At 42.3% G+C, this 14,811-nt stretch carries 10 protein-coding genes, 12 tRNA genes and 3 rRNA genes; 22 read left to right on the top strand and 3 right to left on the bottom strand.

The window, feature by feature from the left end:
• The first annotated feature begins 152 nt into the window (after positions 1-152).
• The 19 genes from NSQ89_RS20695 to tsaD all read left to right on the top strand — a co-directional run bounded on the left by NSQ89_RS20695 (position 153) and on the right by tsaD (position 9,524).
• A tRNA-Asn gene (locus NSQ89_RS20695) sits at positions 153-227 on the top strand.
• A 7-nt stretch (positions 228-234) separates the two neighbouring features.
• Positions 235-325, top strand: a tRNA-Ser gene (locus tag NSQ89_RS20690).
• Between the two features lie 19 nt (positions 326-344).
• A tRNA-Glu gene (locus NSQ89_RS20685) sits at positions 345-416 on the top strand.
• A gap of 24 nt (positions 417-440) precedes the next feature.
• A tRNA-Asp gene (locus NSQ89_RS20680) sits at positions 441-517 on the top strand.
• A gap of 14 nt (positions 518-531) precedes the next feature.
• Positions 532-606, top strand: a tRNA-Gln gene (locus NSQ89_RS20675).
• A gap of 1 nt (position 607) precedes the next feature.
• Positions 608-683, top strand: a tRNA-Lys gene (locus NSQ89_RS20670).
• A 16-nt stretch (positions 684-699) separates the two neighbouring features.
• A tRNA-Leu gene (locus NSQ89_RS20665) sits at positions 700-784 on the top strand.
• Between the two features lie 56 nt (positions 785-840).
• Positions 841-924 (top strand) — tRNA-Leu (locus NSQ89_RS20660).
• A gap of 64 nt (positions 925-988) precedes the next feature.
• Positions 989-1,065: transfer RNA gene (locus tag NSQ89_RS20655), tRNA-Arg, on the top strand.
• A gap of 4 nt (positions 1,066-1,069) precedes the next feature.
• Positions 1,070-1,146 (top strand) — tRNA-Pro (locus NSQ89_RS20650).
• Between the two features lie 41 nt (positions 1,147-1,187).
• Positions 1,188-1,261, top strand: a tRNA-Gly gene (locus tag NSQ89_RS20645).
• A 122-nt stretch (positions 1,262-1,383) separates the two neighbouring features.
• Positions 1,384-2,931: ribosomal RNA gene (locus NSQ89_RS20640) — 16S ribosomal RNA — on the top strand.
• Between the two features lie 475 nt (positions 2,932-3,406).
• A 23S ribosomal RNA gene (locus NSQ89_RS20635) occupies positions 3,407-6,342 on the top strand.
• Between the two features lie 113 nt (positions 6,343-6,455).
• Positions 6,456-6,572, top strand: a 5S ribosomal RNA gene (gene rrf, locus NSQ89_RS20630).
• The 16S, 23S and 5S rRNA genes sit together here with 12 tRNA genes alongside, the layout of an rRNA operon.
• Before the next feature lie 19 nt (positions 6,573-6,591).
• Positions 6,592-6,665 (top strand) — tRNA-Met (locus NSQ89_RS20625).
• Between the two features lie 213 nt (positions 6,666-6,878).
• A complete protein-coding gene (tsaE, locus tag NSQ89_RS20620) occupies positions 6,879-7,334 on the top strand; it encodes a tRNA (adenosine(37)-N6)-threonylcarbamoyltransferase complex ATPase subunit type 1 TsaE (RefSeq protein ID WP_047943321.1) in 456 nt (151 codons plus the stop codon).
• The gene (gene tsaB / locus NSQ89_RS20615; RefSeq protein ID WP_341133237.1) at positions 7,331-8,047 is read left to right on the top strand and encodes a tRNA (adenosine(37)-N6)-threonylcarbamoyltransferase complex dimerization subunit type 1 TsaB; all 717 of its coding nucleotides are present in this window, start codon (positions 7,331-7,333) and stop codon (positions 8,045-8,047) included. The genes tsaE and tsaB overlap by 4 nt, the downstream gene beginning before the upstream one ends.
• Positions 8,047-8,493 (top strand): ribosomal protein S18-alanine N-acetyltransferase, encoded by a 447-nt coding sequence (rimI, locus tag NSQ89_RS20610; protein WP_341133236.1) that lies wholly within the window; start codon positions 8,047-8,049, stop codon positions 8,491-8,493. The genes tsaB and rimI overlap by 1 nt, the downstream gene beginning before the upstream one ends.
• Positions 8,490-9,524: a tRNA (adenosine(37)-N6)-threonylcarbamoyltransferase complex transferase subunit TsaD gene (gene tsaD / locus NSQ89_RS20605; protein ID WP_341133235.1), complete on the top strand. Its 1,035-nt coding sequence runs from the start codon at positions 8,490-8,492 to the stop codon at positions 9,522-9,524. Before rimI ends, tsaD begins: the two co-directional genes overlap by 4 nt.
• Positions 9,525-9,723: 199 nt before the next feature.
• On the opposite strand, the gene NSQ89_RS20600 is transcribed toward tsaD, so the two are convergent.
• Positions 9,724-11,652 carry an ABC-F family ATP-binding cassette domain-containing protein gene (locus NSQ89_RS20600; RefSeq protein WP_341133234.1) on the bottom strand — a complete coding sequence of 643 codons (1,929 nt, stop codon included), beginning with the start codon at positions 11,650-11,652 and terminating at the stop codon, positions 9,724-9,726.
• A gap of 139 nt (positions 11,653-11,791) precedes the next feature.
• Between NSQ89_RS20600 and moaC the strand changes: the two genes are divergently transcribed.
• Positions 11,792-12,283 (top strand): cyclic pyranopterin monophosphate synthase MoaC, encoded by a 492-nt coding sequence (gene moaC, locus NSQ89_RS20595; protein WP_341133233.1) that lies wholly within the window; start codon positions 11,792-11,794, stop codon positions 12,281-12,283.
• Between the two features lie 33 nt (positions 12,284-12,316).
• Complete coding sequence (locus NSQ89_RS20590) at positions 12,317-12,991, top strand: redox-sensing transcriptional repressor Rex (protein WP_341133232.1); 675 nt, start codon at positions 12,317-12,319, stop codon at positions 12,989-12,991.
• A gap of 165 nt (positions 12,992-13,156) precedes the next feature.
• Here NSQ89_RS20590 and NSQ89_RS20585 read toward each other — a convergent pair whose 3' ends face one another.
• Positions 13,157-13,378: a YdiK family protein gene (locus NSQ89_RS20585; RefSeq protein ID WP_341133231.1), complete on the bottom strand. Its 222-nt coding sequence runs from the start codon at positions 13,376-13,378 to the stop codon at positions 13,157-13,159.
• Position 13,379: 1 nt separating this feature from the next.
• Entirely contained in the window at positions 13,380-14,114 is a 735-nt protein-coding gene (locus tag NSQ89_RS20580) for a CPBP family intramembrane glutamic endopeptidase (RefSeq protein WP_341133230.1), read from the bottom strand.
• 355 nt (positions 14,115-14,469) lie between these two features.
• Here NSQ89_RS20580 and groES point away from each other — a divergent pair, with 355 nt between their 5' ends.
• Positions 14,470-14,754 carry a co-chaperone GroES gene (gene groES / locus NSQ89_RS20575; protein ID WP_047943330.1) on the top strand — a complete coding sequence of 95 codons (285 nt, stop codon included), beginning with the start codon at positions 14,470-14,472 and terminating at the stop codon, positions 14,752-14,754.
• The last annotated feature ends 57 nt before the right edge of the window (positions 14,755-14,811 follow it).

Below are 14,811 nucleotides of genomic sequence, written 5' to 3'. Positions count from 1 at the left end.
TGATGGATGGATTTTGTTTTAAAAAAAGTTTTGAAAGGTGCTTGACTTATTATTTATATGTCCTTATAATGTAAAGAGTCGACAAGAGAGCAGTTGTTATAACGCTGCTAGTGATTGTTTCTTTTGATAACAAATATGTCGATGACAATTATTCCGCAGTAGCTCAGTGGTAGAGCATTCGGCTGTTAACCGAACGGTCGTAGGTTCGAGTCCTACCTGCGGAGCCATTTTTTTGGGGAAGTACTCAAGAGGCTGAAGAGGCGCCCCTGCTAAGGGTGTAGGTCGCGTAAGCGGCGCGAGGGTTCAAATCCCTCCTTCTCCGCCAGAAAGCAATTTGGTATTATGGCCCGTTGGTCAAGCGGTTAAGACACCGCCCTTTCACGGCAGTAACACGGGTTCGAATCCCGTACGGGTCATTTATTATTTTATAAAAAAAGTTTGGTCCGGTAGTTCAGTTGGTTAGAATGCCTGCCTGTCACGCAGGAGGTCGCGGGTTCGAGTCCCGTCCGGACCGCCATTTATATTTAATATTGGGCTATAGCCAAGCGGTAAGGCAACGGACTTTGACTCCGTCATTCGTTGGTTCGAATCCAGCTAGCCCAGCCAAGAGCCATTAGCTCAGTCGGTAGAGCATCTGACTTTTAATCAGAGGGTCGGAGGTTCGAATCCTCCATGGCTCACCATTATATATTAGAATAAGCGGGTGTGGCGGAATTGGCAGACGCACTAGACTTAGGATCTAGCGCCGCAAGGCGTGGGGGTTCGACTCCCTTCACCCGCACCATCTAATTTGATGAACGAAACAGATTTATGAATGTACAATGGATCATCTCTTATAGTGCGGTCGTGGCGGAATGGCAGACGCGCTAGGTTGAGGGCCTAGTGGGGGTTAACCCCGTGGAGGTTCAAGTCCTCTCGGCCGCATCAAAAAAAGTGTTGACAGCCGATAAAAAATATTGTATGATTATAAAGTCGCTTTCGGAAATATGCGCCCGTAGCTCAATTGGATAGAGCGTCTGACTACGGATCAGAAGGTTATGGGTTCGACTCCTTTCGGGCGCGCCATATTCGGGAAGTAGCTCAGCTTGGTAGAGCACTTGGTTTGGGACCAAGGGGTCGCAGGTTCGAATCCTGTCTTCCCGACCATGAATGTTCGTCAAGCAAAAAAAGTATATCACTCTTATTATGCGGGTGTAGTTTAATGGTAAAACCTCAGCCTTCCAAGCTGATGTCGTGGGTTCGATTCCCATCACCCGCTCCATTTTATTTTATTGCTCTTTGAAAACTGAACAAACAAACGTCAACAATAATCGTTTTATAACGAATGTTGTAAAACAAAAAAGTAATAAAAAGCTAGAGTTTAGCAATGAGCTAATCAACTCTTTATTGGAGAGTTTGATCCTGGCTCAGGACGAACGCTGGCGGCGTGCCTAATACATGCAAGTCGAGCGGACTTTAAAAGCTTGCTTTTAAAGTTAGCGGCGGACGGGTGAGTAACACGTGGGCAACCTGCCTGTAAGACTGGGATAACTTCGGGAAACCGGAGCTAATACCGGATAATCCTTTTCCTCTCATGAGGAAAAGCTGAAAGACGGTTTACGCTGTCACTTACAGATGGGCCCGCGGCGCATTAGCTAGTTGGTGAGGTAACGGCTCACCAAGGCGACGATGCGTAGCCGACCTGAGAGGGTGATCGGCCACACTGGGACTGAGACACGGCCCAGACTCCTACGGGAGGCAGCAGTAGGGAATCTTCCGCAATGGACGAAAGTCTGACGGAGCAACGCCGCGTGAGTGATGAAGGTTTTCGGATCGTAAAACTCTGTTGTTAGGGAAGAACAAGTACAAGAGTAACTGCTTGTACCTTGACGGTACCTAACCAGAAAGCCACGGCTAACTACGTGCCAGCAGCCGCGGTAATACGTAGGTGGCAAGCGTTGTCCGGAATTATTGGGCGTAAAGCGCGCGCAGGCGGTCCTTTAAGTCTGATGTGAAAGCCCACGGCTCAACCGTGGAGGGTCATTGGAAACTGGGGGACTTGAGTGCAGAAGAGAAGAGTGGAATTCCACGTGTAGCGGTGAAATGCGTAGAGATGTGGAGGAACACCAGTGGCGAAGGCGACTCTTTGGTCTGTAACTGACGCTGAGGCGCGAAAGCGTGGGGAGCAAACAGGATTAGATACCCTGGTAGTCCACGCCGTAAACGATGAGTGCTAAGTGTTAGAGGGTTTCCGCCCTTTAGTGCTGCAGCAAACGCATTAAGCACTCCGCCTGGGGAGTACGGCCGCAAGGCTGAAACTCAAAGGAATTGACGGGGGCCCGCACAAGCGGTGGAGCATGTGGTTTAATTCGAAGCAACGCGAAGAACCTTACCAGGTCTTGACATCCTCTGACACTCCTAGAGATAGGACGTTCCCCTTCGGGGGACAGAGTGACAGGTGGTGCATGGTTGTCGTCAGCTCGTGTCGTGAGATGTTGGGTTAAGTCCCGCAACGAGCGCAACCCTTGATCTTAGTTGCCAGCATTCAGTTGGGCACTCTAAGGTGACTGCCGGTGACAAACCGGAGGAAGGTGGGGATGACGTCAAATCATCATGCCCCTTATGACCTGGGCTACACACGTGCTACAATGGATGGTACAAAGGGCAGCAAAACCGCGAGGTCGAGCAAATCCCATAAAACCATTCTCAGTTCGGATTGTAGGCTGCAACTCGCCTACATGAAGCTGGAATCGCTAGTAATCGCGGATCAGCATGCCGCGGTGAATACGTTCCCGGGCCTTGTACACACCGCCCGTCACACCACGAGAGTTTGTAACACCCGAAGTCGGTGGGGTAACCTTTTGGAGCCAGCCGCCTAAGGTGGGATAGATGATTGGGGTGAAGTCGTAACAAGGTAGCCGTATCGGAAGGTGCGGCTGGATCACCTCCTTTCTAAGGAAAATGGAATTTACATTCCATCATAGATTGTTGACGATTTGTTGTTCAGTTTTGAGGGAGCAATTCCTCAAAAACAGTAATAAGTTTGAGGGTAAAGAGAAACGAGTAGATCAAGGAAGCGAATGCGCGAGCACCGGAGCGTACAACAGTACGTGAGGAGCAGAGCGAAGAAGCTGACGAAGAGATGCGAAGTTTATCTTTAGCCGAAATTGTTCCTTGAAAACTAGATTATGAAAAGTAAGAACCAAGAAAGAAACCGAGTAATCGCCATCTTAGATTCTCTATTTTAGAGAATTACTTCTTTGGAAAGTAATCGTATTAAACGAATACTCCTTCAAAGATTGGAGAGCAAAGAAAAGCAAGTAGGTCAAGGAAGCGACCGAACGAGCACCGGAGCGTACGACAGTACGTGAGGAGCAGAGTGAAGAAGCTGACGAAGAGATACGCCGCTTATCTTTGGTCGAAACTAAGTTAAGTTAGAAAGGGCGCACGGTGGATGCCTTGGCACTAGGAGCCGATGAAGGACGGGATTAACACCGATATGCTTTGGGGAGCTGTAAGTAAGCTTTGATCCAGAGATTTCCGAATGGGGAAACCCTCTATCCGTAATGGGATAGAATCTTTACCTGAATACATAGGGTACTGAAGGCAGACCCGGGGAACTGAAACATCTAAGTACCCGGAGGAAGAGAAAGCAAACGCGATTCCCTGAGTAGCGGCGAGCGAAACGGGATTAGCCCAAACCAAGAGGCTTGCCTCTTGGGGTTGTAGGACACTCTATATGGAGTTACAAAGGAACGGGGTAGACGAATCGATCTGGAAAGGTCAGTCGTAGAAGGTAAAAACCCTGTAGTCGAAACTTCGTTCCCTCTTGAGTGTATCCTGAGTACGGCGGGACACGAGAAATCCCGTCGGAAGCAGGGAGGACCATCTCCCAAGGCTAAATACTCCCTAGTGACCGATAGTGAACCAGTACCGTGAGGGAAAGGTGAAAAGCACCCCGGAAGGGGAGTGAAATAGATCCTGAAACCGTGTGCCTACAAGTAGTTAGAGCCCATTTATGGGTGATAGCGTGCCTTTTGTAGAATGAACCGGCGAGTTACGATTACATGCGAGGTTAAGTTGAAGAGACGGAGCCGCAGCGAAAGCGAGTCTGAATAGGGCGAAATAGTATGTGGTTGTAGACCCGAAACCAGGTGATCTACCCATGTCCAGGGTGAAGTCCAGGTAACACTGGATGGAGGCCCGAACCCACGCACGTTGAAAAGTGCGGGGATGAGGTGTGGGTAGCGGAGAAATTCCAATCGAACTTGGAGATAGCTGGTTCTCTCCGAAATAGCTTTAGGGCTAGCCTCAAGATTTAGAGTATTGGAGGTAGAGCACTGTTTGGACTAGGGGCCCCCATCGGGTTACCGAATTCAGACAAACTCCGAATGCCAAATACTTATTCTTGGGAGTCAGACTACGAGTGATAAGATCCGTGGTCAAGAGGGAAACAGCCCAGACCACCAGCTAAGGTCCCAAAGTATACGTTAAGTGGAAAAGGATGTGGAGTTGCTTAGACAACCAGGATGTTGGCTTAGAAGCAGCCACCATTTAAAGAGTGCGTAATAGCTCACTGGTCGAGTGACTCTGCGCCGAAAATGTACCGGGGCTAAACGTATCACCGAAGCTGTGGATTGACATCTATGATGTCAGTGGTAGGAGAGCGTTCTAAGGGCGTTGAAGCTAGACCGTAAGGACTGGTGGAGCGCTTAGAAGTGAGAATGCCGGTATGAGTAGCGAAAGATGAGTGAGAATCTCATCCACCGAATGCCTAAGGTTTCCTGAGGAAGGCTCGTCCGCTCAGGGTTAGTCGGGACCTAAGCCGAGGCTGAAAAGCGTAGGCGATGGACAACAGGTTGATATTCCTGTACCACCTTTAAATCGTTTGAGCAATGGGGGGACGCAGGAGGATAGGGTAAGCGTGCTGTTGGATTAGCACGTCCAAGCAGTTAGGCTGGTAATGAGGCAAATCCCATTACCACATAAGCGGAGCTGTGACGGCGAGGGAAATATAGTACCGAAGTTCCTGATTCCACACTGCCAAGAAAAGCCTCTAGCGAGATTTAGGGTGCCCGTACCGCAAACCGACACAGGTAGGCGAGGAGAGAATCCTAAGGTGAGCGAGAGAACTCTCGTTAAGGAACTCGGCAAAATGACCCCGTAACTTCGGGAGAAGGGGTGCTCTTGCGGGTGCAAGCCTGCGAGAGCCGCAGTGAATAGGCCCAGGCGACTGTTTAGCAAAAACACAGGTCTCTGCGAAGCCGCAAGGCGAAGTATAGGGGCTGACACCTGCCCGGTGCTGGAAGGTTAAGAGGAGGGGTTAGCACGTTAGTGCGAAGCTCTGAATTGAAGCCCCAGTAAACGGCGGCCGTAACTATAACGGTCCTAAGGTAGCGAAATTCCTTGTCGGGTAAGTTCCGACCCGCACGAAAGGTGTAACGATCTGGGCACTGTCTCAACGAGAGACTCGGTGAAATTATAGTACCTGTGAAGATGCAGGTTACCCGCGACAGGACGGAAAGACCCCGTGGAGCTTTACTGCAGCCTGATATTGAATTTTGGTACAGCTTGTACAGGATAGGTAGGAGCCTTGGAAGCCGGAGCGCCAGCTTCGGTGGAGGCATTGGTGGGATACTACCCTGGCTGTATTGACATTCTAACCCGCACCCCTGATCGGGGTGGGAGACAGTGTCAGGTGGGCAGTTTGACTGGGGCGGTCGCCTCCTAAAAAGTAACGGAGGCGCCCAAAGGTTCCCTCAGAATGGTTGGAAATCATTCGTAGAGTGTAAAGGCACAAGGGAGCTTGACTGCGAGACCTACAAGTCGAGCAGGGACGAAAGTCGGGCTTAGTGATCCGGTGGTTCCGCATGGAAGGGCCATCGCTCAACGGATAAAAGCTACCCCGGGGATAACAGGCTTATCTCCCCCAAGAGTCCACATCGACGGGGAGGTTTGGCACCTCGATGTCGGCTCATCGCATCCTGGGGCTGTAGTCGGTCCCAAGGGTTGGGCTGTTCGCCCATTAAAGCGGTACGCGAGCTGGGTTCAGAACGTCGTGAGACAGTTCGGTCCCTATCCGTCGTGGGCGTAGGAAATTTGAGAGGAGCTGTCCTTAGTACGAGAGGACCGGGATGGACGCACCGCTGGTGTACCAGTTGTCTTGCCAAAGGCATCGCTGGGTAGCTATGTGCGGAAGGGATAAGTGCTGAAAGCATCTAAGCATGAAGCCCCCCTCAAGATGAGATTTCCCATAGCGCAAGCTAGTAAGATCCCTGAAAGATGATCAGGTTGATAGGTCAGAGGTGGAAGCGTGGCGACATGTGGAGCTGACTGATACTAATAGATCGAGGACTTAACTAAAATGAAAAGCGGAAACGCCTGTTTATCGGCGTTGGAGCTGGACAATACTGATTACTCATTCTTTCTTTTACTTCATAATCTAGTTTTGAGGGAATAACCTCAAAAATAAATAGTCTGGTGGCGATAGCGAGAAGGTCACACCCGTTCCCATACCGAACACGGAAGTTAAGCTTCTCAGCGCCGATGGTAGTTGGGGGTTCTCCCCCTGTGAGAGTAGGACGTCGCCAGGCTTTTATTATTTTATATCGTCGCGGGGTGGAGCAGTCTGGTAGCTCGTCGGGCTCATAACCCGAAGGTCGCAGGTTCAAATCCTGTCCCCGCAATCAAACAATGAAAAATCCTTAGGAATGAAACCTAAGGATTTTTTTGTTCGTCTAGGAATTCTTTAAATGGAGAGACTGTGGATAACTAAATAAAAATAAAATTGCAAGATCAGAAGCTTTTCCACAAAAAACAAAAGACTACCTTTAGACTCAGTGGGTAATTGAGTATAATAAAAGATAATACCATTATTAAATTTGTATTAGGAGTAATTTATGAATAACTTTGAATGGAAGGCAGATACTGCGGAAGGAACGATTGATTTTGCTGAGCGGATTGCATGGCTTTTACAAGCAGGAGATGTAATCACTTTAGAAGGTGATTTAGGTGCTGGCAAAACAACTTTTACAAAAGGAATAGCGAAAGGGTTAGGGATAACTAAAACAGTTAATAGTCCTACCTTTACAATAATTAAAGAGTATCAAGGGAAATTGCCATTGTATCATATGGATGTTTATCGTTTAAAGGATAGCGATGAGGATTTAGGATTTGATGAGTATTTCGAGGGTGAAGGCGTTACAGTAGTGGAGTGGGCTCATTTGATTGAGGAGCAGTTACCAGTGGATTATCTGCAGATTAACTTATACTATGATAATACATCGGGAAGAAAAATTGTCTTATCACCTAAGGGCTCCCGTTATATGCAATTATGTAAGGAGTTATTTTCATGAAGATATTAGCAATAGATACATCAAATTTTGTATTAGGGGTTGCCTTATATGAGAATGGGAAGGTAATCGGGGAGTATATTACAAACCTAAAAAAGAATCATTCGATTAGAGCAATGCCAGCAATTGAACAGTTAATGAAGGACTGTGATATAAAACCAAAGGATCTTTCTAAAATTGTGGTAGCAAAAGGTCCAGGATCTTATACAGGTGTGCGTATTGGTGTTACCATTGCGAAAACGCTGGCTTGGACGTTGAACATCCCACTCGTAGGTGTTTCTAGTTTAGAAGTGCTTGCTGCATCTGTGGGAAGATACTTTGATGGATATGTTTCTCCCTTATTTGATGCTAGAAGAGGACAGATTTACACAGGACTTTATCAATTTAGCAGGAATGATATTGAGATCGTAAAAAATGATCAGTTAATTCTTTCAACTGATTGGGTAGGGCAGCTTGTCCCATTAAAACAGCGAATATTGTTTGTAGGCAATGACTTACCAATACATCAAGATACTTTAACAGAAGGGTTGGGAGAGTTTGCCCAGTTAACAGACGCTGTGGACTTTAATCCTAGACCGTCTATCCTTGCAATGTTAGGTGAAGCAAGAGAGGGAGAAGCAATACATACGTTTACCCCCAATTATATTCGCTTGGCAGAAGCAGAGGCAAATTGGCTGAAGGCAAATAAAATAGAGAAAAAGGAAGACAGGGGATAATGTCAACATTTGAATTTCGCAATATGACAGTCGCGGATATCGATGATGTTTTTAAAATCGAAACGATTTCTTTTAGTACTCCTTGGAGCAAAGAGGCTTTTTATAATGAGCTAACACAGAATCGGTTTGCAAAGTATATTGTCATCCAATATGAAGACGGGCTAGTAGGATATTGTGGTGTATGGATTGTTGTAGATGAAGCACATATTACAAATATCGCTATTCTGCCTGATTTTAGAGGGAAAAAACTTGGTGAAATGCTGCTCACAAAGATTATGGAAGAAGCAACAAAGCTAGGTGCAACTACTATGACATTAGAAGTTCGTGTAACAAATGAAGTAGCACAAAATTTATATAGAAAACTTGGATTTCAAAATGGAGCAATTAGAAAGAAGTACTATACAGATAATCAAGAAGATGCTTTAGTAATGTGGGTGAAATTATGAAGAATAATAATGTAATAATAATGGGTATGGAAACAAGCTGTGACGAGACGGCTGTTTCTATTGTAAAAAATGGAACAGAAATCCTTTCTAATATTGTTTCTTCTCAAATCGAAAGTCATAAACGATTTGGCGGCGTAGTTCCAGAAATTGCTTCGAGACATCATGTAGAGCAAATTACGATTGTGATTGAAGAGGCCCTCTCAAAAGCAGAGATAAGCTATGAGGATATTGATGCTATTGCTGTAACAGAAGGTCCTGGTTTAGTAGGTGCTCTTTTAATAGGTGTAAATGCAGCTAAAGCAATAAGTTTTGCACATGATATCCCCTTAGTGGGTGTACATCATATTGCTGGGCATATATATGCTAATCGACTTGTGGATAACTTAGAATTTCCTTTATTAGCGCTTGTGGTTTCTGGTGGACATACCGAATTAGTGTTAATGAAAGAGCATGGTCATTTTGAGGTTATTGGAGAAACAAGGGATGATGCGGCTGGCGAAGCATATGATAAAGTCGCAAGAACGCTTCAGCTTCCTTATCCAGGTGGACCTCATATTGATCGATTAGCAGGAGAAGGAAACCCAAAAGCTGTTAAGCTTCCAAGAGCATGGATAGAAGGTACGTATGATTTCAGTTTCAGTGGATTAAAATCAGCAGTTATCAACACTGTGCATAACGCTGAACAACGTGGAGAAGTTATTAGACCAGAAGACTTGGCTGCTAGTTTTCAGGAAAGTGTAGTAGATGTATTAGTCTCAAAGACCGTGGAAGCAGCAAAGGAATACAAGGTGAAACAAGTTGTATTAGCGGGCGGTGTTGCTGCTAACAATGGTCTAAGAACAGAACTTGCAGAGAAATTTGAGCAGTTAGATTCTGTAAAGTTAACCATTCCCCCATTGTCCTTATGTACGGATAATGCAGCGATGATTGCAGCAGCTGGCACTATTTTCTTTGAGAAAGGACAGCGAGCACAGCTGGATTTGAACGGAAATCCAGGATTGGATATAACTATCCACAATGAAGAAAAATAAGCCTTTTTACTTATATGCATAGAAAAGAGTAATTGTGAATAAATATGTTGTTATATACATATTATGTGGATAATGTGTATAAATTATTAGAGTTTTGTGGATATTGTGGGTAAATATGTGGAAAGCTTATATAATAACTCTTTAATATGTGGATAATAATGTGGAAAAAAGTACTGGGTATAGGCATACCCAGTACTTTTTACTTATCTGACAATTCGGTCCATTCATCCATCAAACGATCAATTTGATCTTTTAATAATTCAAGGCTGTTATTTAGTTCTAAAACTTTTGCATGATCTTGAAAGATTTCAGGTTCACAAAGGAGAGTTTCCTGTTCCGATACTTTTAATTCTAGTTCTTCAATCGTTGTTTCAATTTCTTCAATTCTTCTTATTCTTTGTCTTTCTAACTTTTTGGCTTCTTTATCCATCTGGTAAGATGTTTTTTCTTCTGTACCATTGTCACGTTCAACCTGAATAGAAGCCGTTGCTTCCAATGCTTTAATCTCTGCTTGTTCTAACTTCTTTTCCACATAATAATCGTAGTCACCTAAGAATTCTGTAGATCCCTCTGCACTTAATTCAATCACTTTTGTTGCGATTCTATTTATAAAATAACGATCATGTGAAACAAATAATATGGTGCCTGGATAATCAATTAGAGCATTTTCAAGTACTTCTTTACTATCTAAATCTAAATGGTTCGTTGGTTCGTCCAAAATTAATACATTGGGTTTTTCCATCATTAATTTAGATAATGCTAAACGCGCTTTTTCTCCACCACTTAATGAGTTAACTGTTTTTAAAACATCGTCACCAGAGAATAAGAAGTTACCAAGTACCGTTCGGATATCTTTTTCAGGAGTTAGTGGGAAGTCATCCCATAATTCATTTAATACGCGTTTGTTAGATGTCAATTCTGCTTGTTCTTGGTCATAGTAGCCGATCATTACATTTGATCCAAGTGAAATGGAGCCAGCATGCTTTGGCAGCTTTTCAATGATTGTCTTCAATAAAGTAGATTTACCAACACCGTTTGGTCCCACTAATGCCACACTATCTCCTCTTTTTATTTGGAAGGATATGTGTTTGGATACGGTATTATCTTTATAACCAATAGAAAGATCATCCATTTTTAAAACATCATTACCTGTTTGTTTTGTAATTTCAAACCCAAAAGAAGCTGACTTTTCATTTCCGTCTGGACGATCCATACGGTCCATTTTATCCAATGTTTTTCTACGACTTTGTGCTCTTTTCGTTGTAGATGCACGTGCTAAATTTTTTTGAATAAATGTTTCTAGTTTGGCAATTTCATCTTGCTGCTTTTCATAAAGTTTCATTTCGCGCTCATAATTTTCTGCTTTTTGCTCAAGATAACCGCTATAGTTACCTAGAAATTTTTGTATATGATGTCTGGATATTTCATAGACTTGTGTTACTACTTTGTCAAGGAAGTACCGGTCATGGGAAACGATTAAGACAGCTCCTTTATAGCCTTGCAAGTATTGCTCTAACCAGGAAAGGGTTTCAATATCTAAATGGTTAGTCGGCTCATCTAGAATTAGTATATCTGGTGTCGTAAGCAGTAGTTTAGCTAATGCTAGTCTTGTTTTTTGCCCACCACTTAAAGAGGAAATTTTAGTACTGTAATCGAATGTATTAAAGTTCAGTCCGTGTAAAACGGAACGAATATCTGCTTCGTATTGGTAGCCGCCGCTTTCCTTAAATTCGTATTGCAGATTGTCATATTCCTTTAAAATTTTCTCAAAAGCATCTGGGTTCTCGATAGTACCAGGATCCGACATCTGTTGTTCCAGTTTTCTTAAATGCTTCTCTTTTATTTGAAGCTCATGGAACACAGTTAACATCTCATCCCAAATGGAAAGACTTGATTCAAGCCCTGTATTTTGGGCAAGGTAGCCTATTTCAACATTTTTCGGTTTTATGATTTCACCGGAGTCATAAGACAGTTGTCCGGCAATTATTTTTAATAAGGTAGACTTACCGGCACCATTTCTTCCCACGAGAGCGATTCTGTCTCTTGCTTGTACTTCTAATTTTATATTTGATAAGATAAGTTCAGCTCCAAAGTGCTTGGTTAACTGATTTACTTGTAATAGTATCATTTCTTCACCTCAGGGGATTATGTACCATAAGTGTAACCTAAAAATACGTTATACTGCAATAAAGGTGAAATGGGAAAAAAGTGATAATAAATACACATTCTCCTTAAAATAGTGTATCATTTTGCTTAGAGGTGTTATTATGGGGGAGTTTACACATTTTAATCATGAGGGCCGTGCAAAAATGGTTGATATCTCAGAAAAAAGTGAAACCGTTCGCATAGCTGTTGCTCAATCTAGCGTTAAAGTAAGGGAAGAAATCTATCAGAAAATCACTAAACTGGAAATCAAAAAAGGGGATGTCTTAGCTGTTGCTCAAGTGGCAGGAATTATGGCTGCTAAGAAAACGGCTGATATTATCCCTATGTGTCACCCAATTATGTTGAAGGGTGTCGATATATCGTTTCGATGGGAAGAAGAGGCAGGATTTTTCCACCTAATTATTTCAGCAACGGTAAAGACAGTTGGGAATACGGGTGTGGAAATGGAAGCATTAACTGCTGCTTCTGCCACAGCATTAACTATTTATGATATGTGTAAAAGCATAGATAAAGGGATGGTAATTGGGCACACCTATTTAGTCGAGAAATCAGGTGGGAAAAGCGGCGATTACAAAAGAGAGCAGGAGATATAACTGCTAATTTTTAAATATAGGTAGGGGATAAGTATGCATAATGAAGTAATGAAAATACCGCAGGCAACAGCAAAGCGGTTACCATTATATTATCGTTTTTTAAAAAACTTGCATTCATCAGGAAAGCAGAGAGTTTCTTCAGCTGAATTAAGTGAAGCAGTAAAGGTTGATTCTGCTACGATAAGACGGGATTTTTCTTATTTTGGCGCCCTTGGAAAAAAAGGATATGGTTATAATGTAAACTATTTATTGTCTTTTTTCCGAAAAACATTAGATCAAGACGAACTAACAAAGGTTGCTTTAATTGGTGTTGGTAATCTTGGGGTTGCCTTTTTAAAATATAACTTCTTAAAGAATAATAACACAAAAATAGAAGTGGGATTCGATGTGATAGAAGAAAAGATTGGCACTTTAGTGAACGACGTACCGATTCATCATATGGATGATTTAGAGAAAGTTCTGCAAGATAATGGGGTGGAAGTGGCGATATTAACGGTTCCTGCAAGTGCTGCTCAGGTAATTACAGATCGTTTAGTAGAAAGTAATATTAAAGGAATATTGAACTTTACTCCTGCTCGTCTAAATGTGCCATCATATGTACGAGTTCATCATATTGACTTAGCAGTAGAACTGCAATCTCTTGTTTATTTCTTGAAACATTATCCTACTCCTGATGCTGAAGTAGAGGTTGAGGAAACGGAAGAATAAAAGGAAATGCGTGTATAAGGGTGTAGAGATAACTACATTCTTATACACGCATTTTTTTTAGAGAAATTTGTGTTCGTTGATTTCCAACAGGAGTCAACGGACTTCTACTCCAATCAACTTTATAAGGGCAATTTCTTTTGCTCATCTCCTGTAAATGCCATTCGATTATTGTTTTGGTTTTTTGCTGTCGTGTTGGTTTTTTTTCAGGAAGAAGTGAAAGTTGATTAGCTTAATTCCTGAACCAATATCAAAGGTCGCGAGGATGACTAGTAAATATGTATAGAATCCCCATTCTTGGTTTCGTTGTAAATCATGTACAGCAAAGTATATAAAGAAAGCTCCAAATATAATATATAGAACTCCTGAAAATAGCGGTGATCTTCTCATTTTATAAAAATCCTCCAATAAAGTGTGTGACGCCTGAGTACTTTTCCTGCCATTCGATAATTCTATCATAGTTTAATTGCATGATAACTACGAGTGAATTCATTGCGACATGGGCGAAGATCGGCACAAGGATTCTTTTGGTTCTCACATATAGGAAAGCAAATGTAAAACCCATGCTTGCATATAGTAGGATATGGGTGAAATCTCTATGAGCAACCGCAAAGATAAGGGAGCTAATTAGTGCAGAGATAAAAAATCCGAACCGCTTATATAGGGAACCGAAAATAATTTTACGAAACACAATTTCCTCGAGAATGGGTCCAATCATACTTACTACGATAATGACAAGAGGTGCAGCATTAATAAGCTGCATGATTTGCTCTGTGTTTTCCGATCCAGCTTCTATGCCTAATAGTCGTTCGATTATGCCTGCGAAGGTTTGTGCAAATAAAGATAGAAAAATGCCCCCGATTGCCCAGCCGATAGAAGAAGGAATATTCATCATATCGGAACGCATTGGATTTCTCATTTCTTTTCTTAACAGAAAAAGACAGATTATAAGGGTAACGACAAAACTAAATATCAACCAAATAACGTTAGATTGGAATTGAATCGCTTTAGATGCTGGGTTATACCCAAGCAAACCAGCGATAAAAAGAATAACAGGAACTCCAACAAAAGTAGAGAGCTGCATGGCAATGTAAGCTATTATGATAATCCAATATTCTTTTTTCAAAATAAAAGCTCCTTTAAATAAATATGGTTTAAAAGTTTGTGACATAGGAATTATATCTAAGCTGATCTGTTCATATTATATTGAAGATAACAGACAATCATACTTTCTATTCTACTAATAAGGAGTGTCTTGTTTCAAATAGTAGCAACTAAAATAATAGAAAGAATGAATATTTAAGGCGTAAAGGTATATACTTTGTAAGGGCAAAAGAAACTAGAAAAAAATTTACGAAAAAATAAGTCTTGTCTCTTGCATTCTGAGAAAAGATTAATTAATATAATAATTGTGTTAGCACTCATTGTGATTGAGTGCTAATAATAAAAAATTTGTATATAATTTGAGGAGGTTGTTTCACTTGTTAAAGCCATTAGGAGATCGCATTATTATTGAGCTTGTTGAAACAGAAGAAAAAACTGCAAGTGGTATCGTATTACCAGACTCTGCTAAAGAAAAGCCTCAAGAAGGTAAAGTAGTAGCTGTAGGAACTGGTCGTGTACTAGACAACGGAGAACGTGCTGCGCTTGAAGTATCTGTTGATGACCGCATTATCTTCTCAAAATACTCTGGTACTGAAGTGAAGTACGAAGGGAAAGAATATTTAATCCTTCGCGAAAGCGACATTTTAGCTATTATTGGCTAACTTTATTTTAACATAAGAGATTACTGAATTATAAAAATACATGAGATAACAATACTT

Source organism: Niallia sp. FSL R7-0648 (genome assembly GCF_038007005.1).
In the GTDB taxonomy this organism is placed as follows: domain Bacteria; phylum Bacillota; class Bacilli; order Bacillales; family Cytobacillaceae; genus Niallia; species Niallia circulans.
This window is presented reverse-complemented; position numbering and strand designations above follow the sequence as displayed.